The sequence below is a fragment of the Kribbella sp. NBC_00889 genome (genome assembly GCF_045207705.1).
Classification (GTDB): Bacteria; Actinomycetota; Actinomycetes; order Propionibacteriales; family Kribbellaceae; genus Kribbella.
Map to the genome: position 1 here is coordinate 5,367,255 of NZ_CP108783.1, position 23,494 is coordinate 5,390,748.

Here is a 23,494-nt window from a genome sequence, read left to right on the forward strand (position 1 = left end):
ACGGGAAGGCACATGACCGTACACAAGATCGCTCTCGTCGGTGCGGGAAACATCTCCCGCACCCACCTCACCAGCTACGCCAAGCATCCCGACAGGGTCGAAGTCGTCACCGCCTGCGACCCGCTCCCCGAACGACGCGACTGGGTACGCGACACCTTCGGCGTCACTCGCACCTACGAGTCTGTCGGCCAAATGATCGAAGCCGGCGGCTGGGACGTCGCAGTCGTCTGTACGCCGAGCCACGTCCGGACGTCCGCCGTACTGGAACTCGCGGCCGCCGGAAAGCACATCTTCGTCGAGAAGCCGCTGTCGTTCGACCTGGCCGATGCCCGCGCCATCGTCGACGCCTGCGCCGCCGCCGGCGTCCAGCTCGCCGTCAACCAGAACTTCCGCGACAGCTACGCCATCGGCCTCGGTCGTGAACTGATCGACCAGGGCGAGATCGGCGATGTCCTCGCCATCTCCCAGCAGGAGTTGACATTCAGGCAGGACAAAGGCTGGCGCCTGTCCCAGGAACACCACGCGCTGTCGGTCATGGGCATCCACTGGTTCGACGGCTTCCGCGTGCTGCTCGGACGCGAAGCGACCTGGTTGTCGGCGCGCACCTTCTCCTCCCCTGCCGTCGACAGCGCCGGTGAAACCGACGCCAGCGTCCAGATCTTCTTCGGCGACACCCCCGTCACCTACCTGCAGAGCTTCTCGAGCCGCGTCGAACGCACCGAAACACTGGTCTTCGGTACGACGGGCACGCTCCAACTCGGGTACGCCGAAGCCCACCTGCACCGCGATGGCGAGACCAAGACGCTTCCCAACCCGCTCGTCGGTCCCGAACGGTCGGAGGCAATGTTCCTCGGACTCGATCGCCTCCTGACCGCCGTGGAGACCGGAGTCGAGCCCGCCAACAGCGGCCGCGACAACCTGCGAACAGTAGCCCTGCTGGATGCGGCGTACCGCTCCGCCGACACCGGCGCCCCGATCGAGTTGAAGGATGGTCTGCCGTGGTGACGATGGCGTTCTCCAAGCCCACCCGCGGAGCCGAGCAGCAGCGGCTGCTGTTCGACCGCTACCCCGCCTTCGGGTTCGCCGGCCTTCAACTGAAGGGCAACCAGTACGGCGACTACCTCGACGACCCAGTCGTCGGCGCCGAGCGCTTCCGCGAGGACTGGGGCACCGAGCCCGGACATGTCTCGTCCCTGATCACCATGAACCCGCTCGACGAAGCGGGAACAGAACGGCTCCGCAGAATGATCCAGTTCGCCGGCGCGGTCGGTTCGCCGCGAGTCGTATTGTGCCACGACGTTCCCCGGGACGGGTTGGAGGACGCTGACCTGATCCGCTTCGCGAGTGAGCTCTCCGATCACGCCGAGGAAGCCGCCGTACATGGCGTGGCACTCTCACTGCACCACCACACCGGCGAGCCCGTGATGCATCGTCGCGATTTCGAGGTGTTCTTCGGCGCGGTGCGCGAGAACACACTGCGGCTCACGGTTGACACGGGGCACCTGTTGAGGTCCGGGGTCACCGACATCCCCGCCATACTGACCGATTTCGCGTCCGTGCTCGACAACATCCACCTGAAAGACTACAAGGACGACGAGTTCCGCCTGCTGGGGCAGGGATCCGTGGATCTGCAGAGTGTCCTGGACACCATTGCCGGCCTCGACGCCGGGGTCACCTTGTGCGTCGACGAGGAGAGCCGCGCCGAGATCGTCGAGGGCCTGCAAGTGTCACAGGACTATCTGACCCAGCACCTGCCGACGACTGTCTCTCGAGCCTGACACGTCGCCTCCCATCAGCTTTCCATCGCGTTCGAAGGAGACAGCGATGCCACCCGATCCACGTTCCATCCCGTCCGGCCTGTCCCGGCGAGCCTTCCTCGGCGCCCTCGGCGCCGCCGGGCTCGGCCTCTATGGTTGCGGCGGGCAATCAACTACCAAGAGCAGCAGCGGCGGGACGGCGAACCTGCAGTTCATGTACTGGGGTTCCGCCAACGAGAAGGCTGCGATCGAGCAGATGATGCAGGCCTTCCAGAAGTCGCACTCTGGCGTCAAGGTGCAGCCGGTGCACGTGCCCGGCGACTACGAGACGAAGGTCAACACTCTCGTTGCCAGCGGCAATCTTCCCGACGTGGCGTACATGGCGGCGCCGACGGCGTACCGGCTGGCCGAGCAGGGCAAGATCGCCAACATCTACCCCTACATCGAGAAGTACGCGCAGCTGTCCGGCCGCAAGGCCCAGAACTTCTTCTGGTACGGGGACAAGAAGGTCGCCGGGACTCCGGCGGCCAGCGAGATCAGCCTGCTCTGGTACAACAAGGACCTGATACCCGACGCGTCGATGACCCCGCCGGCGACGGCCGACCAAGCGTGGTCCTGGGACAAGCTGCTCGAGGCGGCGACCGCCCTGACCCTCGACCAGAACGGCAAGAAGCCGAGCGACTCCGGTTTCAAGCCCGACAGCATCCGCCAGTTCGGCATCTCGGCTCCGTTGACGACCCAGTGGACGTGGTATCCGCTGATCCGCAGCAACGGCGGTGATGTCGCCGACGAGACCGGCACCAAGTACATGCTCAACAGTCCCGAGTGCGTCAAAGTGTTCCAGGACCTGCAGGACCTGGTCTACAAGCACCGGGTCGCCCCCAGCCCGGCGCAGCTCGGTGGCGGCGACGGCGGGAACGCTCCGACCACCACTGTGCAGTTGCAGACCAAGCGGGTTGCGATGGCGATCGACGGTCAGTGGACTCTGCTCGACATGGGAGAGAGCAATCTCAAGTACGGCATCGGCGTACTGCCGTCGTACCAGGAACCGATCACCCAGGAGGCCGGGAGCTGCCGGGTCATGTCGGCCACCACCAAGCACCCGGAGCAAGCGATGGAGCTCTACGCCTACAGCGTGGACGGCAGCAACAGCGACCTCTTCAAGAAGGGGCTCTGGATGCCGGTCGAGACCAAGTACTACTCCGACGACGCCTCGATCGAATCCTGGACCAATAACGATGTACACCCGCCCGAGTACCGCACCGCGGCCGTCGACTACCGGCTCAACCACTCGGTCCGCGACTTCACCCAGGTACTCAAGAACGTTCCCGCCATCCAGGAAGTACTGACGCCTGCGATCGAGCAGATCGCCACCGGCAAGGCATCAGCCAAAGCAGTGCTCGACGGCCTGGAAGCGAAGATCCAGCCGCTCCTGCAGGGGAGGTACCCGATCCCAACCTCGATCTGATTCCGGGCGGCTCGGCGTCCCCAGCGCGCCGAGCCCTCGCCAAAGAACGGGTGGTAGCGCGAGTCCGGGAACAGTTCGCCGGCTTTGGCCTGTCGCGGTCCCGGCGCCCCGGCCACTGATCATCACAGGTCGCATCGGTGGATCGTTCCGTTGGCGATCACCGCCCGGAGGTTCCTGGCCGGATCGGCGAGCACGCCGACGTCATCGAGTGGGTTGCCGTCGATGATCAACAGGTCGGCGACGGCGCCGGGTACCAGCACACCGATCTCGCCGGCCATGCCGATCAACTCCGCCGCGACCGTCGTCGCGGACCGGATGATCGACTCGGCGCTCTGGACGTCCTTGCGGATCTCGAATTCGCGATTCTGTTGACACTGCAGTTCGCCCAGCAGGTCGGTACCGAAGACGATCTTGAGCCCGGCGCGGTCGGCGGCCTCCAGCGTGGCCACACCACGCTCGACGACCTGGGCGTTCTTCCGTACGTTGTCCCGCGTCAGCCCGATCGACGTTCCCGCCCGGCCCATGGCGTCGTAGGCGACCAGCGTCGGGACATAGAAGGCATCGCGTTCGGCGAAGAGCCCGAAGACAGATTCGTCCATCAGGTTACCGTGCTCGATCGAGCGGACCCCGTTCTCGAGACCCTGGCGGACGGCAGCGTTCGTATAGGCGTGACCGGCGACGTACATGCCGGCGTTGGTCGCGGCCAGAACGGCTGCCCGGATCTCCTCTGGCGAGTACTGCACGTCGGAGATCTTGTCGGTCGGTGACGCGACGCCGCCACCCAACATGATCTTGATGTGCTGGGCTCCGCGACGGAGCTCGTTCCGGGCGGCACGGAGCACCTCGTCCACGCCGTCGGCGATGGTGCTCAAGGACTCACAACAATCCTCATGGTGATCACGGCCCGGCAGTCGGCCGTCGCCGTGACCGCCGGACTGGGAGAGCGCGCGACCACCGAAGATCAGCCGTGGACCGGGGATCCGGCCCTCGCCGACTGCCCGCGCCAGCCCGAAGTCCGCGCCGCCGACATCGCGGACCGTGGTGAACCCGCGATCCAGCATCCCGCGCATCAGCTCCGCTGCCCGGAAGGCCCGGTAGCTCGCCGGAACGTCCTCCAGCGCGCCCAGGTCCACCTGGTATGCGGTGACGTGCACATGACCGTCGATCAGCCCGGGCAGCACCACCCGGCCGCCCGCATCGATGGTGATCAGCTCACGATCATGCAGCTGCTGCGCGCCACCGACCGACCGGATTCGATCATCCTCGATGACAAGCTGCTGGTCGGGGACCAAGGTCGCCTCGGTTCCGGTGAGGTCGAGGACCGTGGCGTTGTTGATGCTGGTGATCATCGCGTCTCCGGGTCGGTGAACGGCGACGATCCGCCCCGGGCGATGAAGCTGTCGATCGCGTGGTCGATCACCGGCAGCGGCACGCTGCCCAGCGACAGGATCTGATCGTGGAAGTTCCGGACGTCGAAGTCGGCGCCGAGTGACTGTTCGGCCCGGCGACGGGCCTCGGTGATCTTGAGCATTCCGAGGTAGTACGCCGTCGCCTGCCCTGGCCAGGCGATGTAGCGGTCGACCTCTGTGACGATTTCATGATCACTGATCGCGGTGTTGTCTCGGAGATAGTCCTGCGCCCGCTCACGGCTCCAGCCGAGCGCATGCATCCCGGGATCGATCACCAGCCGGACAGCGCGCCACATCTGGTAGCTGAGCATGCCCATCAGCTCGAACGGCGTCTCGTACATGCCCATCTCGACGCCGAGCCGTTCGCTGTACAGTCCCCAGCCCTCGCCGTACGCCGAGATGTAGACCTTCTGCCGGAACTCCGGGTGCTGGGTCTGTTCGAGGGCGAACGGGATCTGGAACGCGTGCCCGGGGGCAGCCTCGTGCAGGGTGAGTGCCGGGATCGAATAGAGCGGCCGGGCGGCCAGGTTGTAGGTGTTGAGGATGTAGCGGTGCGGTCCGCCGCGGCCGAAGGTGTAGAACGGCGCCAGGTCTGGCGGCGGCTCCTCGATGCCGAATCGCATGCGCGGCAGCCGGCCGAAGTAGTGGTGCGCCACGGCGTCGAACTTCTTGGCCTGCCAGGCCGCGAACCGCAGCAATTCCGTCGTCGTGGTCGCGTAGAACTTCGGGTCGGTACGCATGAACGCCAGCATCGCGTCGGCATCGGCGAACCCCACCGTGGCGGCGACCTCGGCCATCTCGGCGCGGAGGGAGGCCACCTGTTCCAGGCCGATCTCGTGGATCTGCCGGGCGGTCAGCTCGGTCGTCGCGTACTCGTGCAGCTGATAGGCGTAGAACTCCTCGCCACCCGGTCCATCGACCGCCGCGATGTCGACCGGTAGTCCCGGAAAGTACTCACTTGTGAAAAAATCCAGGAGCCTGCGGAACGCCGGCAGGACCTCGCTGGCGATGACTTCGTGACCGGCGGTGATCAACTGCTCGCGACCGGCGAGTGTCTCGGGCAGCGTCCCGAACGGCTGGACGAAGCTCACGTCCTCGGGCCGGGATTCCGCCACCGACCGGATCGTCGCCTCCCTCCCGATCATGGAAACCTGGGCCGGAGCGAAGCCACGCTTGACGCCCGCGCGCATGTTCTCGATGTTCTGATCGATGTAACCAGGGACCTGCCGCAGCCACTCGACGTACGTGCCGGCGTCGTCGGCCGAGCCGAGCCTGCGACGGGATTGGCTGGTCAGGTCCATCCAGAAGGCGGAGTCCGCATTGGCCGGCCGTTCGAACATCCGGTACGCCTGCCGGCCGATCAGGGTCTTGATCTGGAAGCGGTAGACGTCGAAATCCTCGGCCTGCTCGGGCGTCAGCCGGGATCGGTCGATCTTCTCGAGTTGATCATCGACCTCCCGCCAGCGGACGGCCCGGTACTCCTGCCGCTCCGGTCCGACGTCGGGCAGCCGTGGCTCGAGCGGCTCGTCGAGCGACCGGTCCGGGATCTCCTGCCGGCGCCAGGCCCATTCGTCCTCGGCGATCTTGCTGAAGCTGTCGTACTGATCACTCATTGCTCTCCCCGAGCACGAAGGCAGCGATGTCGGCGGACTGCGCGACCCGGACTTCCTCGTGTACGTAGGTCATATGGCCGGCCGGATAGTACTTCCGGACGATCTTGTCGGTGATCTCGGACGGCACGTCGAGATGATCAAGGACGTACTCGCTGGCCGAGAACGGCGTTGCGCCGTCGTAGTAACCGAATCCGACGTACACCCGCAGGTCGGGCTGAGCCCGCAGGGCGGCGGACAACTCGTCCGTGGTCGTCACCGCTCGCCCCTCGAATTCCTTGTAGGACCAGGGCTGTACGCGTCCGGTCAGGATCTCGTACTCGAGATCACTGTGGAACCCCAGCTCGGCGCGGACGTACTGATTGAACGCCGCGGTGTACGGGAAGAAGATGAACATGTGCGACGGGTCGGTCTCCTGCACCTCGTTGTTGAGGTTGGCCGGCACAGAAGTGAACCTGGTGTCCAGCCGGCCGGTGTCCAGACCACGGTCACGCAACAGTTCGGCGAAGAAGTGCATGTGCTCGATCCGGAACCGGGCCCGTTCGATGTAGCCGGGATCCAAGCCGATCAAGTCCGACAGGCCATTCGCCAGCGCGGCCCGCTCGTCGGCCGACAGCCGCGATCCCCTTGCCAGCGCTGGGGCGAAGACCTCGGTGGCAAACGTCCGCGCCCGTTCGATCCGCTCCTCCACCTCACCCGTGCTGAGGCCCCGGTGGTAGGCGGCGGTCGCCGCGTAGGTCGGCAGGAAGTGCACGTACGGAAGATCATTTCCGTGGGTGAAGCGGATGGTGCCGAAGTCCAGCACCGCACTGATCAGGATGATCCCGTTCAGGGCGATGCCGTGCCGGGTGACCAGGTGGCCGGCCAGCGAGGCGGCCCGGGTGGTGCCGTACGACTCGCCGGCCAGGAACTTCGGGGACAGCCAGCGCTGGTGCCGGCCGAGCCAGATCCTGATCACCTCGCCGACAAGATCACGATCCCGGGTATAGCCGTGGTATTCGGCCGGCTTGCCGCCCACCACCGCGCGCGTGTAGCCGGTCGTCATCGGATCGATGAACACCAGATCCGCGTACCGGAGCAGCGTTTCGGCGTTGTCGGCGAGCCCGTACGGCGCGGTCCGTGGATCGTCGACATCGCCCGCCAGCACCCGGCGCGGCCCGAAGAGCCCGAGGTGCAGCCAGACCGAGCTGGAGCCCGGCCCGCCGTTGAACGCGAACACCACCGGCCGTTCGCCGTCACCGCCCTTGGCGACATAGGACGTGACGAAGACCTCGGCCTTCGGCTTGTGACCGGCGAACTTCTCGTCCTCGACAAGTTCCTCGTTGATCACCATCGTGCCGGTGATCGTCTCGTACTCGAGCTCCCAGCCGGGACCGCTGATGGTGTGCGTCGTGGTGACCAGGTTGTCGGTCGGTTCCTCGGTCTCACCGACGTCCTCGGTCTTGTCGTCGTTGACCTTCTCGGTCGTCACCTGGTTCGGTCCTCCCAGCTGTAGGTCGTTCTTGTAGTCAGGAACCTGACATCTTGTCGTTGGCATCGCGGGCACGTGGACCCGCCCAATCGGAGCGGACGTGGGCGATGTGGCGGTGCATCAGGGCCTCGGCGGCGGCACCATCGCGCGCCTCGATCAGATCCAGGAGGTCGTGGTGCTCGGCAGCCGAGGCTCGCAACCGCCCGGACTCCAGGAGTGGCCTCAGGCCGAGAAGCCGGGTCCGGGTCCGAAGCTCGGAGACGATGCTGCTCAGGACCGGATTCTGCGCGTGCCCGAGCAACGACAGATGGAACACCCGATCGGCCTCGATGTAGCCGACCAGATCCTCCCGGTCGACCGCCTCCACGATCGCCTCAGCCAGGTCCCGCAGCGGTGGTAGCTCTTCGACCGGAATCGTGGTCGCGAGCTCACCCACGACCGGCGGTTCGAGCAGTTGCCGCACCGCCGCGATCGCGTCGAGATCGGCGTCGCTGATCTCCGTTACCCGATAGCCCTTGTTGGGCAGTGCCTCGACCATGCCCTCGCGTACAAGGTCCAGCATGGCCTCTCGCACCGGTGTCGGCGACACGCCGAGCATGTTGCCGATCGCCGGCGCTGAATGCACCTCCCCCGGCCGCATCGCGCCGGAGACAATCGCGGCTCGGACGGCATTGCCCACCGAATCGCGAAGCGACTCCCGCTTCTGAAGCCGCGCGAAACCGGTAATCGTCTGGGCAGCCATTCATCCACTCCTTACCATTCTGTGTCGAGCCTCTCGCGCGTCCACACCTCCAGCCCATCGGCGTCGATCGGGAGCGCGTCGCTCAGGACTTCCGACCCCTCGGAAGTCACGAGGACATCATCCTCCAGCCGGACACCGATCCCCCGAAGCTCCGGCGGCACCGTCAGATCGTGAGCATGGAAGTACAGGCCGGGCTCAACGGTCAGCACCATATCCGGCTCGAGCGGAGCGCCCTGATAGGTCTCCCAGCTCGACTGCGAGCAATCGTGGACGTCCAGCCCCAGATGGTGACCAATGCCGCAGACCAACCAACGGCGATGCTGTTGCCCTGCGGGCGACAGGGCCTCGTCGACCGAGACCGGCAGCAGTCCCCAGTCCTCCAGGCCACGAGCAATCGTTTCCATGGCCGCGAAGTGGAAGTCGCTGTAGGTGTTGCCAGGACGGACCTGGGCCAATCCCGCGCGATGCGCCTGCTCGACCAGATCGTGAACTCTCCGTTGGTCGGCGCTGAAGGTTCCCGAGGCCGGCAACGTCCGGGTGACATCAGCGGTGTAGCCACTGTCCGCCTCCACGCCCATGTCCAGCAACAACGCCTGGTCTTCGTGGATCGGGCCGTCGCACCGCACCCAGTGCAGGATCGGGGCGTGCGAACCGGAGCCGACGATGGTCGAGTAACCCGGCCCCCTGCCGACCGCCCGAGCGTACCGATCGAAGGTGCCCTGCAGCCAGCGCTCGCCACGCACCGGCCCACGTGCTCCGATCGCCGCCGGGATCTCCCGGGCCACCGCAGCGAAGCCTTCAACGGTCTGATCGATGGCGTACCGGAGTTGGCCGATCTCCCAGTCGTCCTTGATCCGGCGAAGATCGGAACAGACTCGATCCAGGTCTTCGGAGCGCTCCACCGCCAACTCCGTGGCCGGCACCCGGCGGCCGGCCAGAACCGTGCCGGCTCCGGAGATTGCCGATTCCAGCTCCGTGCCCGGACGGACGGTGATGCCCAGTGCCTGGGACCACTCGGTGATTCCGGCTGACGGCCCGACCCAGAGTTCCCCGTGCGAGGCATCGGAGAAGAAGCCGGTCTCGCCAGGCCGGAACGGCGGTGGCATGAACAGCGTGTCCGCTGACGCATCCGAGCCGACGAGCAGGTACGCGTTCTCGATGCCGACGCCGGTCAGCCAGAGGAAATCGCTGTCGGCCCGGAAGTCGTAGGAAGTGTCATTGACGCGGACCGGCGCGCGGCCCGCTGCCACCAGCACCAGCTTGCCCGGCAGGGCTGCGCGCAGACGGTCGCGATGTGCGGCCGCCGACGCGGCAGCACCGTCGATGGCCGGTGCCGGGATCGTCCGGCCCTCCCAGCCGCGGCCAATGCTGTCGACGAACGCCGGCACCGTGGTCAGCCGCGGCGGCCGGGTTCCCAGATACGGAATCTTGTGATCATTGGTTGTGGGTGTACTCATCGTCGCTCGCCTCCGTCATCGTCGATCCGCTCGAGCAGGCCACGCAGGACGCGTACGTCGCCGACCCCGTCGTGTTCCCATTCGTTGCTGACCCAGGCCCGGCTGTTACCGACTCCGGTCAGGGTCTGGAGCTGCAGTCCGGAGTCGACGAACATGTCGTCGTGGTAGACCGCGCACGCCACCGGTACCTCGTTGGCGGCCAGCCGATCGGTGTCGTAGAGCCGCGACCAGCTGGTACGCCGGGCCAGTTGATCGACTGCGGCAGCAAAGGGACGAAGAGCCGCAATCTCGTCGAACATCCACCGATAGGTCATCTCCCCGGTGAAGTGCAGCGGCCTGGCATCTGGGGAGCACTCCGGATGATTGGCGGCCTCGGTCTCCGCGGCCCAGCCGATCGGACCGTTGTCGCCTTCGCCGTAGATCGACTCCTGCAGCGTCCAGAACAGTGGCCCGCCACGTTGCGCGGTCCGCACCTGGACCTGTTGCAGGAAGTCATCAGACAGCCGATCCGGCTCGGCGAACGCCTCGGTGATCAGCCAGTGCAGGCGCTCTGCTCCGGGACCGAACCCAAGATCACCGCCGATCGACTGGAATCGTTGCACGCTGAGCCGATCGCCGTCCGGCAGCACGACGTCACCGGCGGCGAGGCGATCAGCGATGGCCGAGACGGTGGCGACATCGTGGGGGTAACGCTTGTAGTAGGCACTGGTCTTGGCGATCACCCTCGGGAAAGTGCGCCGGTATACCTCGGCTGCGACCGGCGGCACTCCCGGGATGCCACCAGTCACATAGCAGGCGGCCAAGCCGTCAGGGGCGAAGGACAGATAGGTCAACGTGATGAAGCCGCCGAAACTCTGCCCAAGCGTCGCCCACCGCCGCCCGCCGTAGATCTTGGTGCGTACGGCCTCGGCGTCCCGGACGATCGAATCAGCCCGGAACCGGGTCAGGAACTCCGCCTGCTCGGCCGGGGTTCCTCGCCCCTGGATCGACACGGCATCGATCGGTGTACTACGCCCAGTGCCTCGCTGGTCGAGCAGTACGACCCGGTACCGCTCCAGCGCCACGCCGAGCCAGCCGGACTTTCCGACCGGCCGGGGTGACTTTCCGCCCGGTCCGCCCTGCAGATACACCAGCAGCGGGAGATCATCCCGGCGGCGAGGCGGATCGACCAACTCTCGGACGAAAACGGTGATCTGTTCGCCGTCCGGTTGGTCCCAGTCCAGCGGGACGCTGATCGTGCGCTCGGTGACGTGGACACCCGGGTGCGTGTACTCAGCGATGACGTCAGGCATGTGATCCTTCCGGGTTGGCAGGTCAGGAGAGGCGGAGCCAGACCCTCATCGGGTGTGCGCCCCGGTTGCCCCACAGGAAGTAGGGCGTGAAGATCGCCCGAGTCCGGGCCGTCGGCGGATCGGTGGCGGGGCTCTCGACAGCTATCCGGAACTCGGTGTACAGCTCCCGTCCGGCCGTCGGCGCGGAAGTCACCGGAACGGCGATCCCGGCATTGACCGGGTCCTCCGGCTGCCCATTGACCTGAGGATGATGATCACTGGGGACTGCGGCCGGGTCGAGGACGACGTCATCGACTCCGAACCCGACGTCGCACTGCTCGAGGCAGTAGACCAGCGGTCCGCAGGTCACGGCGACCGTGCCCCGGACCGCGTCCAGGTGCGGATGCGGTTCCATGATCCGGACCGGCAGCTGCATGGTCAGTTGCAGCACGTCGCCGGCCAGCCAAGTGCGGTTCACGACAAGCCAGCCGTCGACGATGGGGGTGGACTGCTCGACACCATTCAGCGTGATCTTGACGGCGCCGCTCCAGGCCGGAACCCGGACCCTGACCAGTGCAGGGCCGTCGCCGGCACGATCGACGGTGACCGTCACGGTTCCGTCCCAGGGATAGGCCGTCTGCACCGTGACATCCAGTGCGGGCGAAGATATGGTCGCCGAAGCCAGCACCGCCAGGGTCAGCGAATGATCATCGGCCAGGGCGAGATGATCTTGGAGTTCGGCCATCCAGCGGATCACGTTGGGCGGGCAGCAGGGGCAGCCGAACCAACTGCGCCGGAGTACTTCGGCGCCGGACTCGGCGCCACTGCGCTGGGAGTGATCAGGGCGTCGTTGCAGTGGATTGTCGTAGAAGAAGGCGGCACCGTCCGCGGAGATCCCAACTGCGTAAGCGTTGTAGAGCACACGTTCGAAGACGTCCAGAACGTCCGACCGCCCGGTGGCCAGGAACAGCCGCCAGGCCCACTGCATGGCACCGATCGCCGCGCAGGTCTCGGCGTACGCCCGATCGCTGGGCAGCTCGAAACGATCACCGATCGCCTCGTCGGTGTGCCGGGACCCCAGCCCACCGGTGAGATAGAGCTTGCCGGCAACCATGTCGTCGAAGAGCCGTTCGAGTTCGGCCAGAATGCCGGCGTCGCCCCGCTCGAGGGCGACATCGGTCGCGCCCGCCGCCAGATACATCATCCGAACCGCGTGACCGGTCACCGACTCCATCTCGCGCAGCGATACGTGGTCAGCGAAGTACTCCGCGGGAAAGATCGAATGCACCAGCCCGCCGCTGCCACGACGCTCGACGAAGAGCTCCGCCTGACACAGCCAGCGTTCGTCGCCGGTCTCGCGGAAGAGCTCGACAAGCGCCATCTCGATCTCGGGATGCCCGCAGTACCTGGGCTCCCCGTCCTCGCCATAGCGCTGCCAGACCAGGTCGGCGAACCGTACTGCGACCTCCAGCAGCGTGTCATCCCCGGACTGGCGCCGCAGAGCGACGGCAGCCTGGATGAGATGACCGAGGTTGTACAACTCGTGTCCCCAGGTCAGGTCGGACCAGGGCTCCTTGGTCCGGTCGGTCGCCTGGTAGAAGGTTCCGATGTATCCGTCCTGCGCCTGCACTGCGCCGATCAGCCGGATGGATTCAGTGATGAACTCCTGGACACCCGGCTGTCGCTGGTCATCGGCCAGGTAGGCCAGCCCTTCCAGTGTCTTGTAGATATCGGTATCCAGGAACGCATAGCGACCGCGGTACGGCCCATCGGCCTCGCCGATCAACCGCCGGAAGTTGTGCAGGTTTCCCGCCCTACTGAGTTGCTCCAGCGTGTGCGGGACTGTTACCTCGGCATTGCGCAGCTGCCAGTCACTGAGCAGTCCGTCCCCGAGCGTGACGTGCTGCCGACCGAGTCCACGGCCGTATCGGCCCGTTGCGGCCACCGCCGGCCCTCGCCGTGTCCCGGCATCATTTGTTGACGTGATCGTCACTGATCTGCTCCTTGATCGCTAGCGTCCGACCGCGTATCCCTGCATGCCGCGCGGGTTCGCGGCGGCCTTGAGCCAGTCACCCTCCCGCGCCACCGCGCTGACATACCCCATGGCCCAGTCGCCGCGGACCGTCACGCCGTGCCCACGACGCTCCAGCTCCTTGATCACGGCCGGATCGAACCTGCCTTCGATCAGCAACTGACCGAGGTGCGTGTCCCGGGGATAGAACGAATTCGGCATATGGATCGAGTGGAACTCCGGCTGATCGATCGCCTCCTGCAGATTCAGTCCTCCGTGCACGACGTTGAGGAAGAAGTGCAGCGTCCACTGATCCTGGAAATCACCACCGGGCGTACCGAAGGCGAGCCAGGGCTTGCCATCCCGAAGGGCGAGCGACGGCGTCAAGGTCGTCCGCGGACGCTTCCCCGGTGCGATCGAATTCGGCAGGCCCTGCTCGACCCAGAACATCTGGCCGCGGGTGCTCAAGCAGAAACCCAGGTCCGGGACCGTCGGCGACGCCTGGAACCAGCCACCACTCGGGGTCGCGGCGATCATCATCCCGGAGCTGTCTACGACGTCCAGATGGCAGGTGTCACCACGTACCTCTCCGGCAGCGCTGATCGTCGGCTCACCGGCACCCGCGGCGTCGATCTGCGGCGAGTCCGGGTAGGCAGGCATCATCGGCCTACGCCCGCCAGGCTCGCCCGGACGAAGGCTGAAAGACGCCTCGTCGCTGATCAACGTCCGGCGGTCGTCGTTGTAACCGGGGCTCAGCAGGTCGGCCAGTGGTACGTCGACGAAGGCAGGGTCTCCGTACCAGGCCTCGCGGTCGGCGTACGCAAGCTTTCCCGCCTCGATGATGGTGTGCACCCAGTCCGCACTGCCCGGCTTCATCGACTCGAGATCAAATCCCTGCAACAGCGCCAACTGCTGAAGGAACACCGGGCCCTGACCCCACGGCCCGGTCTTGCACACCGTGTAGTTGTGGTAGTCGAACGTCACCGGTTCCTCGACCGCCGCATCCCACCGGGCAAGATCATCTGCGGTCATCAGACCGACATGTGCCTCGCCGGTGGTATCCATCACCGGCGTCCTGGTGCAGTAGCGTTCGATCGCCTCGGCAACGAAACCTCTGTACCAGGCGTTCTTCGCGGCATCGATCTGCTGGTTCCGGGTGCCGCCCGCGGCAGCCGATTCGGCGATGATCCGTTCGTACGTGGCCGCGAGCGCCGGCCGCTTGAAGCGTGAATTGGCCATCGGGACCGAGCCTCCGGGCAACCAGGTCTCCGCCGACGTCGGCCAGTGCTCGGTGAACAGCTGCTGGACGGTGCCGATCGCGTCGCTCACCCGTCGCAGCAGCGGGTGGCCGTCGCGCGCGTAGTGGATGGCTGGTTCCAGCACATCGCGTACCGACCAGGTGCCCCACTGCTGCAACAACGTCATCCAGGCACCGAACGCGCCCGGTACGACAGTGGGCAGATGACCGGTCCCGGGCATGATGTCCAGCCCGAGATCGCGTAGCCGTTCGCCCGTAGCGGCCCCGGGAGCGACGCCCTGTCCGCAGACGACAGACACCTTCTGATCGACTTCGGACCACAACAGGATCGGCACGTCGCCACCCGGCCCGTTCAGGTGCGGCTCGACCACCTGCAACACGAACCCGGCAGCCACTGCCGCATCGGCGGCATTGCCACCGCGCTCCAGCACGGACATCCCGGTCTGAGAGGCCAGCCAGTGCGTACTGGCCACCATCCCAACATCGCCGACCAGCTCAGGACGCGTTGTGAACAAGGGGATTCCTTCGATTGATCTTGCACGTGATGCACATGGACACCTGAACAGGATCACTTCTCCCAGCCGAAGTCCTCCACCGGAACCGAGCCGTAGGCGGCCAGCCCGAAGAACGGAACCGGTGCGAGGTTGGCCAACCCCTTCTTGGTCGTGACCACCGCGGGGCCGTTGACGGTCGGGAGCTCACCCCAGGTCTGCTGGTACCAATCGGACTCGAGTTTCATCGCCGCCTGGGTCTGCTTGTCCGGGTCCGGGATCTTGGCCAGTGCCCGCATCTGCGTGTCCAGTGCCTTGGTACCGGCGGCACTGTTGTTGCCGGCCGCTGCCTGGCCGGCGGCCGGGGAGCAGTAGAAGTAGCAGATGTAGTTTGCTCCGTACGGGTCACTCATGGAGAAGCCGGACATGAATGCGTCCCAGTCGTGGCCGGTGAGCGTCTTGATGAAGTCCGCGCTGGCAATCTGCTTGATGTTGACCTGGACGCCGATCTTCTTCTCCATGGAGATGATCGCCTTGCCCTGGGCGACGGTGCTCGGATCGTCTCCGGACAACGGGAACTGGATCGTGAGCTTCTGTCCGCCTTTCTCGCGGACGCCGTCGGCGCCCATCTTCCAGCCGGCCGCGTCGAGCAGTTTGTTCGCCTCATCGGTGCTGTACTTGTAGCCGGCGTTGCCGGCCGAATCGGAATAGCCGTTCTGGAAGGGCAGCAAGATCAACGATCCGCCGACCGCGCCGGTGTACCCGAGGCCGTTGTACTGGATCTTGGCCAAGGTCGTGCGGTCAATCCCTTCCAAGATCGCCTTCCGCACATTGACATCCTTCAACTGCGGACGAGAAGCGTTGAGAATCAGCAGGCTGATGCCGTTCGACGTCGACCGGTGGACGGTGACATCCGACATGCCCTGGACCTGGGTCAGCCGGTCCTTGGTAGCCGTCGTCGCCAGATCAACCTCGCCGTTCTTGAACGCGTTGATCTCGGCGGTCTCCTCCATCTGCTGATAGACGACCTGATCCAGCTTGCCCTTGTTGCCCCACCACCTCGGATTGCGCTTGAACACGATCCGGCCGGCCTTGAAGTTCGCACTGGCCACCGTGTACGGCCCGGCACCCCAGTTCTCCTGCAACTTGTTCTGGTAGGCATTGTTGAAGATGTCAGAGTTGGTGACGTGCGGATTCAGAATCGCCCCGAACCCGCTCTGCCACCAGGCGTACGGGCCGTCATAGGTGACCACCGCCTGCCGGTCATTCATGCCCTGCTTCACCGATGTGACGTTCGAGCAGTCGCTGGTCGTCTGGTATTTCGAATCCGACCCGTTGCAGGACTTCCAGGTCAGCTCGAAACTCTTCCACGTCATCGGGGTGCCGTCATTCCAGACGGCCTTGGGATTGAGGGTGTACGTGACGACCGTGCTGCCGCCCTTTTCCGAGCGGCTGACGTCGGACAGATAGTCCTTGTTGTACGACCACTTGCCCTCCGGCGTCAAGAACGTCAATTGCGGGTTGTACCAGTTCCAGATCGCCGCGCTCGCTGTCGTCGTACCGACAGCCATCGTGTTCTCCTGGGAGGGAATCTCCGTGACTGGGATCGTCACGGCGCCACCATCTTTGATCTTGTCCCGCGGCTTCGGATTCCAGTCCACGCTGAACGTGTTGGCAAGCTTCTTCGTCTCCTCATCGCCATTGCCGGCGCCGTTGCCTTTGCTGGCCGCGCACGCCGACATCGTCAGCACAACAGCCAGCGCACCGGCCGCCGCACCGAAGACCCCATTACGAAGTCCCATCTCTTGTCTCCTTCTTTCCGGCGAGCCGGGGTCTACGGGTGACCACCCGGCTCCTAATTCGGTCATTGATCCCAGCATCGGCGTGACAGCGCAAAGACACTCGTCACCGCCAGTGGCACGCATTGACATGCACGCCGTCAACACCAGTGAGTGCAGGCGTCTCGTCCCGACAGCGCGCCTGGCGATCCGGTTCGAGACTTTGGTGGAGCTGGCAGCGGCTGACGAACCGGCACCCCGGGGAATTGTCGATCGGGCTCGGCAGGTCACCGGTCAGCAGGATTCGTTCCCGGGTGCGTTCCTTCACCGGGTCGGGCAGCGGGATCGCCGACAGCAGGGCCGCCGTGTACGGGTGCTGTGGATCCTCAAAGACTGCGTCAACCTCGCCGTACTCGACGAACTTGCCCAGATACATCACACCGATCCGGTCGGCGATGTGCCGCACCACCGACAGGTCGTGCGCCACGAACAGGAACGAGATGCCGAGCTTTGCCTTCAGCTCTTCCAGAAGGTTGATGACACCGGCTTGAATGGAGACGTCCAGGGCCGATACCGGTTCGTCCAGCACGATCAGCTTCGGATTGGTCGCCAGAGCTCGCGCGATGCCGATCCGCTGCCGCTGCCCGCCGGAGAACGCAGCCGGAAACCGGTCGCTGTGCTCCGGATTGAGGCCGACCAGATCCATCAGTTCCTCGACACGCTTCTCGACCTCGCCGGAGGAGTAGCGGAATGCCCGCATCGGCTCCGCGATCAGGTCGAATACGGTCGATCGCGGATTGAGTGAACCCATGGGATCCTGGAAGACGATCTGCAGGTCGCGGCGGACAGTCCTGATCTCACGCTTGTTCAGGCCCGTGACGCTGCGACCGTCGATCTGGATGTCGCTCCCGTGCTGGGGTGCCAACTCCATGATCTCCAACAGGGTGGTCGTCTTGCCACAGCCAGACTCCCCGACGATCGCCATCGTCTCCCCTTCGCGAATGTCGAAGGAGATGCCGTTGACCGCATAGACCGTCCCGATGCGTCGCTTGAGAACTGCGCCCTTCAACAGCGGGAACTCTTTCACCAGGTTGTCAACGGCCAGCACCGGCTTCCGCTCACCGCGGGGAACCTGTGCGAGATCACTTGCGGCGATCTCAGGGACCGGGAAGATCGGTCGACCCTTGATCGTGCCGCCGTCGCCGATCTCAGCGGCACGGATACATGCGACCTGGTGCTTGGAGTCTCGATCACGCCCGACGCCGTTGGCATCGTTCGAGCCGTTCAGGACCACCTCGAGTTGGGGAACCTCGTCTCGGCAAGCATCAATCGCGATCGGGCAGCGGTCTGCGAACTGGCACTGGTCGGGCAGGTTGATCAGGATCGGAGGGTTACCTTGGATCGGCACGAGAGACTGCGCGTCACGACGATCGGCTCGCGGAATCGCGGCCAGCAGCCCGATCGTGTAGGGCATCCTCGGCTTGGCGAAGACCTCATAGACCGAGGCATGCTCGACCGGTCGGCCGGCGTACATCACGACGACGTCATCCGCGACGCTGGCCACCACGCCCATGTCGTGCGTGATCATGATGACTGCAGCACCCGTCTCCTCCTGGGCGCGCTTCAGCACCTGCAGGATCTGGGCCTGAATGGTTACGTCAAGAGCCGTCGTCGGCTCGTCGGCGATGATCACCTGCGGGTTGTTCGCGATCGCGATCGCGATCACGACCCGCTGCCGCATGCCGCCGGAGAACTCGTGGGGGAAGGACTTCAACCGGCTCTCCGGTTGCGGGATCCCGACCAGCCGAAGCAGCTCGACGGCCCGTTCGGCTGCCTGACGTCTCCCCATGGTGCCGTGGGTCGTCAGTGCCTCGACCAGCTGGTCCCCAATCGTGAAGACGGGGGTCAATGTGGACAGCGGATCCTGGAAGACCATCGAGATGTCCTTGCCACGGATCCTCGACATGGCGCGGTCGTCCAGCCCGAGCAGCTCCCGGCCGCCGAGCTTGATCGATCCCTGCACCGAAGCGGCATCGTCCAGCAGCCCCATGATCGCCAGCGAGGTCACCGACTTACCCGAACCGGACTCGCCGACGATGCCCAGCGTACGACCGGGTTGCAGGTCGAACGAGACTCCGGCAACGGCGTCCACCCGGCCGGCTTCGGACGGGAAACTCACCCGCAGGTCGCGAACTGCGAGCAGCGCATCGGACTGACTGGTCTGCGGCAGGTCGACAATCTTCGTCACGGTCATGCGCGGCCCCCCGCCGCGGAGGTGGGATCGAAGGCATCCCGCAGGCCGTCAGAGACCAATGCCATCGACACCGTCAACAAGGTCAGAGCGGCTGCTGGGAAGTAGAACAGCCAGGGCGCACTCGACACCGTGTCCGCGCCGCCTCCGATCAGGGCCCCCAGCGAGACATCGGGCGGCTTGACACCGAATCCGATGAACGACAGTCCGGTCTCCGACAGCACCGCGCCAACAACTCCCAGAGTGAATTGAATAATGAGCAGCGAGCCGATATTTGGGATGATGTGCCGAACGACGATGCGCAATCCAGATACCCCCATATAGCGCGACGCGCTGACATAATCGCGTTCGCGAACAGACAATGACAATGTCCAGACGACGCGGGCGGGCCAGAACCAGTTGACCAATAACATGATGACGGCGATCACGATCCAGCTGCCACCGGAACGGTTCGAGAAGAGAGCCAGGATCAAGAAGGTCGGAACAACCATGAGGAAGTGGATGACGCCCAGCACCACACGCTCAAAAGAGCCCCCGAAGTACGCTGCTGCGGCCCCGACGACCGCAGAAATCACAGTCGTACCGGTCGAGACAATCAGCGCGATGATCAACGAGCGCTGCAGACCGTGAACCGTTTCTGCATACAGGTCGTTTCCAGCATCATTCGTGCCGAACCAATGATCGGCGGATGGCGGCGCAGAGAGATTCAGGAAGTCGGTCTCCAAATAGCTGTGCTTGGCAGCCAATCCTCCAAAGATCGAGAACAGGACGATCACGGCGAAGATGATCAGGCCCGCCACCGCCGGACGGTTCCGCAGAAACCGGCGGGTATAGAGCTCCCTCCGCGACAACCGCTTCCGTTGACTCGTCGCCGCCGCGCCGGTCGAGTCCTCTCGCTCCAGCGTGCCCGCCGTCAGCTGGTCTTGGACGTCATTGACGCTCATCTCAATGCACCCGCACTCTCGGATCCAGGACGACAACGGCGATATCGGCGAGGACTGCTCCGATCGCCGTCATCATGGCGCCGAAGGCTGCGACCGCGACCACTCCGTTGATGTTCATCTTGTTCAGCGTGTCGATGAAGTACTGGCCCATGCCCTGCCAGTTGAAGATCGTCTCGGTCAGCACCGCACCGGTGAACAGTCCAGGAATCGAGAAGGCCACCTGGGTGGCGACCGGAATCAACGATGTCCGTAACGCGTGCTTGCGGATCGCTTGCGCCTTGGTCAATCCCTTGGCGCGCGCCATTCGCACATAGTCGGCGGATATGGTGTCCAACAGCAACGATCGTTGCAGCATCTGAGTACCTGCGTAACTGATGATCACCAGTGAGATCGTCGGCAGCGTCAGATGTTGTAGCAGGTCGATGATCTTGCCGAACCCGTGGGCATCAGCCGACGACGACCCAGTCACGTAGAACATTCGGATGCCGACCTTCTGGTTGACCCAGATTGCGGCCAGCACGATCGCCAGCGACATCACCACGACGGGTATGTTCAAGGTGATGATCGAGGTCGCCTGGACGATGCGGTCCGGCACCTTGTACTGCCGGGATGCGCTGTAGATGCCCAGGCTGATGCCGATGATCGTGTACAGCACGAAGGCACCCAGCAGCAACTCGGCGCTCACCCCGATGCGGAAGGCGATTTCGCCGTTCACCGGATCGCCAGTAGGGCTGTTTCCCCAGTCCCAGTGCAGAACGATGTCCTTCGCCCACGTCCACCACCGCAGGAAGATGCTCTCGTGACTATTTAGGTTGTTCGCCTGCAGCAAAGTGTCGACTTGCTTCTCCGTCAGCGGTGGCCGCCGACCGACGAACAGTGTGCGCGGATCAAGAAACGCATTGGCCAAGAAGTATGTGATGTTGGTTGCCACGATAACCATCAGTAACCAACCGCCGATGCGGCGAGCCAAGTATTTAACCACTTAGGCAACTCCCATGGGGCATCGCTGTCTGCCTTCACTTCCGAACACCGATCGATCGCCAGCGGCAGCTGAATTATTCGGCTTGCGAACTGGACCAGTGACCCAGCGCCGCCGGCTCCGCTCTCAGGACTTACGGATGCTGTAGTTCGGTGGCTCCTGCCCGGCCAGGTGCCGGACGAAGTAGTCCCACCGTCGCCTGATCACGTACGGCTCTGAACCACAGGCGTGCGACCGGTTCGGCAGGATCAGCAGGTCGAAGTCCTTGTCCGCGGCGATCAACGCGTCGGCCAGCGACAGCGTCGAGGCGACCGGCACGTTCTCATCGGCCTCACCGTGAATCAGCAGCAACTTGCCCTGCAACCTGCCGGCGAGCGTCCGATTGGCCTGCTCGATGTAATGATCACCGACGGGCCAACCCTGGTAGCGCTCGATCCACCACGCCTTGTCGGTCCGATGATCATGGTTGCCGGCACCCGACACACAGACCTTGTAGAACTCCGGATGTGCCAGGATCGCGCGCGTCGATGCGTATCCACCAGCCGAGTGCCCGAAGATGCCGACCCGATCGAGATCAAGATTCGGGTACCGGACCTTCAGGTCCCGCATCGCGCTGATGTGATCCGGCAGGCCGGCATCGCCGAGATTGCGATAGGAGACGTCACGGAATTCCTTCGACCGGTACGGCATGCCCAACCCGTCGATCAGCACGACGACGAAACCGAGTTCAGCGATCGCCTGTGCCGCCCAGATCCGCGCCGCTTCGGTCAGACCAACCGGAGCCTGGTTCATCTGCGGCCCGCCGTAGATCGAATCGATCACCGGATAACTCTTGTCTGGGTCGAAGTTGGTCGGTCGGACGATCACGCCGTACACCCGGGTCCTGCCGTCCCGGGAGGGAGCCGAGAAGCGTTCCGGGAACTGCCAACCGGACTCGGTCAGCGCAGAAAGGTCCACTTCAGCGATGACGCCGACGCTCTCCCCCGAGGAACGGACCAGCTCCGCCACCGGGGCCCTGTCGACCTTCGACCACGTGCTGATGAAATAGCCGCCGTCCGGCGCGAAGCTGACCTCGTGGCTGCCGTCCTGCGGGGTCAGCAACTCCGGTTCAGACGACGAACCGTCCAGCCGCACCCGATACAGCCGACGGAGGTACGGATCCTCACTCACGTCTTTGCCCACTGCAGTGAAGTAGACGTACCCGTCGCCGACGTGCAGTACATCCGCGACCGCCCACTCGCCCGAGGTCAGTTGATTGAGCAGTGTCCCGGTTGAGGTGCGGTACGTGTACAGATGGCCCCAGCCGTCACGCTGCGAATACCAGAGCGTCAGATCCTGATCTTCAATGGTCCGGTGATTCACCGGACCCGACGTCGACAGGTTGGAGTCGACCGGCGTCTCCGCCTCCTCGTCCACGATGACACGACTTGAACCGTCGGCACCGATCTCATACAGGGTCGCATGCCGATCGCCGCGGAACAGCCGCAACAGGTAAAGCGACGACCCGTCCTGTCGCCACCACATAGTGCGCGAACTGCTGTCGGGACCGGGGATCGGGCTGCCGTAGTAGTAGAGCTCCAGCGGTGCTATATCAACCGGCGTACTGTCGTCGGATGCGAGGTCGATGATGACCAAAGTCGCCGTCGGCAGCGGATCATCGCCCGGCAAGGGATAGAAGTACTCCACCGCCTCCGGTCGAATGCTGCCAGACCGCGGCGTCGACAGGCTCATGGTGATGGTCCCGGCACCCGCGGTGTCGACCCGATGGGTCAGTAGCCGGCTGCTGTCGGGCGACCAAAGGACTTTGGTGTCCTTCCACGGCTGTCCGGCCCCGGGCAGTCCGGCGGCGCGCAGCGGGGACGGCAGAACTGCGCCGTAGAACGACCCTTCCTTGCCCCCGCAGGTCAGACGGCGCTCGATGCCTGTCGCCACCTCGCGGACCCACAAGTCGTGATCACGATTGAAAGCGATCTTGGTGCCGTCCGGGGAACGTACCCCGAATTGATCTTCCTCACTGAACTGCCGTAGCTCGCTGCCGTCCCAGCGCCACCGGGCATCGTTGAAATCGAACTCGAGATCATCGGCGCCCCGGTAGTCGATCCGCGTCGGCTTGAGGCGACTGGGGTCAACCTTCTCGTCGGTTGCTTCGACCAGTGCAGCAGCCAGGCCTTCATGGTCGAACGCATCCTGGTGTTCGGTGCGGGCCGACGCATCGGCGATGCGGTAACGCCAGCCCTCCTGCGTACTCAGCTTGAACCGATACCGGGGTGAGCCCGGCAGCCATGCGATCTCGGTGACCTCTCCGGGTACCCGAGTCTCCATCTGCCAGGGAAGGAACGATTCCGCCCGGGCGTAGTCCTCAACGCTGTAGATGACTTCCTCCTGGTGCAACTCAGGCGGTCTTGGCCATGGCTTCCGTTGGACCTGTGGTGCGGCGTGAAGTCGACCTGTCGATCGCCATTCCGGCACCGCACGGCTTGGAACTACCGGTGAAGTGTAATGTGATATGTCACCGGTGACAACGGATTCTGGCATCGGCCCACCGCCGCGACCACAGACCTAGCCGCTCGGCTGGTGGAGGCCGCCTTCGAGGACGA

At 64.8% G+C, this 23,494-nt stretch carries 16 protein-coding genes; 3 read left to right on the plus strand and 13 right to left on the minus strand.

Annotated features, from left to right (window positions below; genetic code table 11):
* The first annotated feature begins 12 nt into the window (after nucleotides 1–12).
* Genes OG817_RS26100 through OG817_RS26110 form a run of 3 tightly spaced genes read left to right on the plus strand, consistent with a single transcriptional unit; the run spans nucleotide 13 to nucleotide 3,225 of the window.
* Nucleotides 13–1,005 (plus strand): Gfo/Idh/MocA family protein, encoded by a 993-nt coding sequence (locus tag OG817_RS26100; protein WP_406047256.1) that lies wholly within the window; start codon nucleotides 13–15, stop codon nucleotides 1,003–1,005.
* A 2-nt stretch (nucleotides 1,006–1,007) separates the two neighbouring features.
* Nucleotides 1,008–1,778 carry a sugar phosphate isomerase/epimerase family protein gene (locus OG817_RS26105; protein ID WP_406057521.1) on the plus strand — a complete coding sequence of 257 codons (771 nt, stop codon included), beginning with the start codon at nucleotides 1,008–1,010 and terminating at the stop codon, nucleotides 1,776–1,778.
* Nucleotides 1,779–1,824: 46 nt separating this feature from the next.
* Nucleotides 1,825–3,225: an ABC transporter substrate-binding protein gene (locus OG817_RS26110; protein WP_406047257.1), complete on the plus strand. Its 1,401-nt coding sequence runs from the start codon at nucleotides 1,825–1,827 to the stop codon at nucleotides 3,223–3,225.
* Nucleotides 3,226–3,347: 122 nt separating this feature from the next.
* On the opposite strand, the gene OG817_RS26115 is transcribed toward OG817_RS26110, so the two are convergent.
* The 13 genes from OG817_RS26115 to OG817_RS26175 form a co-directional block, all read right to left on the minus strand.
* Nucleotides 3,348–4,574 (minus strand): amidohydrolase family protein, encoded by a 1,227-nt coding sequence (locus tag OG817_RS26115; protein ID WP_406047258.1) that lies wholly within the window; start codon nucleotides 4,572–4,574, stop codon nucleotides 3,348–3,350.
* Nucleotides 4,571–6,247: a DUF885 domain-containing protein gene (locus OG817_RS26120; protein ID WP_406047259.1), complete on the minus strand. Its 1,677-nt coding sequence runs from the start codon at nucleotides 6,245–6,247 to the stop codon at nucleotides 4,571–4,573. Before OG817_RS26120 ends, OG817_RS26115 begins: the two co-directional genes overlap by 4 nt.
* Nucleotides 6,240–7,715: a S10 family peptidase gene (locus OG817_RS26125; protein WP_406047260.1), complete on the minus strand. Its 1,476-nt coding sequence runs from the start codon at nucleotides 7,713–7,715 to the stop codon at nucleotides 6,240–6,242. Before OG817_RS26125 ends, OG817_RS26120 begins: the two co-directional genes overlap by 8 nt.
* A gap of 37 nt (nucleotides 7,716–7,752) precedes the next feature.
* Entirely contained in the window at nucleotides 7,753–8,457 is a 705-nt protein-coding gene (locus OG817_RS26130) for a GntR family transcriptional regulator (RefSeq protein WP_396395345.1), read from the minus strand.
* Between the two features lie 11 nt (nucleotides 8,458–8,468).
* Nucleotides 8,469–9,914 (minus strand): aminopeptidase P family protein, encoded by a 1,446-nt coding sequence (locus tag OG817_RS26135; RefSeq protein ID WP_406047261.1) that lies wholly within the window; start codon nucleotides 9,912–9,914, stop codon nucleotides 8,469–8,471.
* Complete coding sequence (locus OG817_RS26140) at nucleotides 9,911–11,206, minus strand: alpha/beta fold hydrolase (protein ID WP_406047262.1); 1,296 nt, start codon at nucleotides 11,204–11,206, stop codon at nucleotides 9,911–9,913. The genes OG817_RS26135 and OG817_RS26140 overlap by 4 nt, the downstream gene beginning before the upstream one ends.
* Before the next feature lie 22 nt (nucleotides 11,207–11,228).
* On the minus strand, nucleotides 11,229–13,130 hold the full coding sequence (locus tag OG817_RS26145; RefSeq protein WP_406047263.1) for a glycoside hydrolase family 127 protein: 1,902 nt from the start codon (nucleotides 13,128–13,130) through the stop codon (nucleotides 11,229–11,231).
* A gap of 66 nt (nucleotides 13,131–13,196) precedes the next feature.
* Nucleotides 13,197–14,969 carry a gamma-glutamyltransferase family protein gene (locus tag OG817_RS26150; RefSeq protein ID WP_406047264.1) on the minus strand — a complete coding sequence of 591 codons (1,773 nt, stop codon included), beginning with the start codon at nucleotides 14,967–14,969 and terminating at the stop codon, nucleotides 13,197–13,199.
* Between the two features lie 53 nt (nucleotides 14,970–15,022).
* On the minus strand, nucleotides 15,023–16,870 hold the full coding sequence (locus tag OG817_RS26155; protein ID WP_406047265.1) for an ABC transporter family substrate-binding protein: 1,848 nt from the start codon (nucleotides 16,868–16,870) through the stop codon (nucleotides 15,023–15,025).
* Nucleotides 16,851–18,977, minus strand: coding sequence for a dipeptide ABC transporter ATP-binding protein (locus OG817_RS26160; protein WP_406047266.1), 2,127 nt, complete (start codon nucleotides 18,975–18,977; stop codon nucleotides 16,851–16,853). The genes OG817_RS26155 and OG817_RS26160 overlap by 20 nt, the downstream gene beginning before the upstream one ends.
* The gene (locus OG817_RS26165) at nucleotides 18,974–19,918 is read right to left on the minus strand and encodes an ABC transporter permease (RefSeq protein ID WP_406047267.1); all 945 of its coding nucleotides are present in this window, start codon (nucleotides 19,916–19,918) and stop codon (nucleotides 18,974–18,976) included. The genes OG817_RS26160 and OG817_RS26165 overlap by 4 nt, the downstream gene beginning before the upstream one ends.
* 1 nt (nucleotide 19,919) lies before the next feature.
* Nucleotides 19,920–20,900, minus strand: coding sequence for an ABC transporter permease (locus OG817_RS26170; protein WP_406047268.1), 981 nt, complete (start codon nucleotides 20,898–20,900; stop codon nucleotides 19,920–19,922).
* Between the two features lie 123 nt (nucleotides 20,901–21,023).
* Complete coding sequence (locus OG817_RS26175) at nucleotides 21,024–23,219, minus strand: DPP IV N-terminal domain-containing protein (RefSeq protein WP_406047269.1); 2,196 nt, start codon at nucleotides 23,217–23,219, stop codon at nucleotides 21,024–21,026.
* Between the last annotated feature and the right edge of the window lie 275 nt (nucleotides 23,220–23,494).

Coding starts and splice junctions, on each gene's coding strand:
- OG817_RS26100 (WP_406047256.1), top strand. CDS start 13: ATGACCGTACACAAGATCGCTCTCGTCGGTGCGGGAAACATCTCCCGC.
- OG817_RS26105 (WP_406057521.1), top strand. CDS start 1,008: ATGGCGTTCTCCAAGCCCACCCGCGGAGCCGAGCAGCAGCGGCTGCTG.
- OG817_RS26110 (WP_406047257.1), top strand. CDS start 1,825: ATGCCACCCGATCCACGTTCCATCCCGTCCGGCCTGTCCCGGCGAGCC.
- OG817_RS26115 (WP_406047258.1), bottom strand. CDS start 4,574: ATGATCACCAGCATCAACAACGCCACGGTCCTCGACCTCACCGGAACC.
- OG817_RS26120 (WP_406047259.1), bottom strand. CDS start 6,247: ATGAGTGATCAGTACGACAGCTTCAGCAAGATCGCCGAGGACGAATGG.
- OG817_RS26130 (WP_396395345.1), bottom strand. CDS start 8,457: ATGGCTGCCCAGACGATTACCGGTTTCGCGCGGCTTCAGAAGCGGGAG.
- OG817_RS26135 (WP_406047261.1), bottom strand. CDS start 9,914: ATGAGTACACCCACAACCAATGATCACAAGATTCCGTATCTGGGAACC.
- OG817_RS26140 (WP_406047262.1), bottom strand. CDS start 11,206: ATGCCTGACGTCATCGCTGAGTACACGCACCCGGGTGTCCACGTCACC.
- OG817_RS26155 (WP_406047265.1), bottom strand. CDS start 16,870: ATGCGTGCCACTGGCGGTGACGAGTGTCTTTGCGCTGTCACGCCGATG.
- OG817_RS26160 (WP_406047266.1), bottom strand. CDS start 18,977: ATGACCGTGACGAAGATTGTCGACCTGCCGCAGACCAGTCAGTCCGAT.
- OG817_RS26165 (WP_406047267.1), bottom strand. CDS start 19,918: ATGAGCGTCAATGACGTCCAAGACCAGCTGACGGCGGGCACGCTGGAG.
- OG817_RS26175 (WP_406047269.1), bottom strand. CDS start 23,219: ATGGAGACTCGGGTACCCGGAGAGGTCACCGAGATCGCATGGCTGCCG.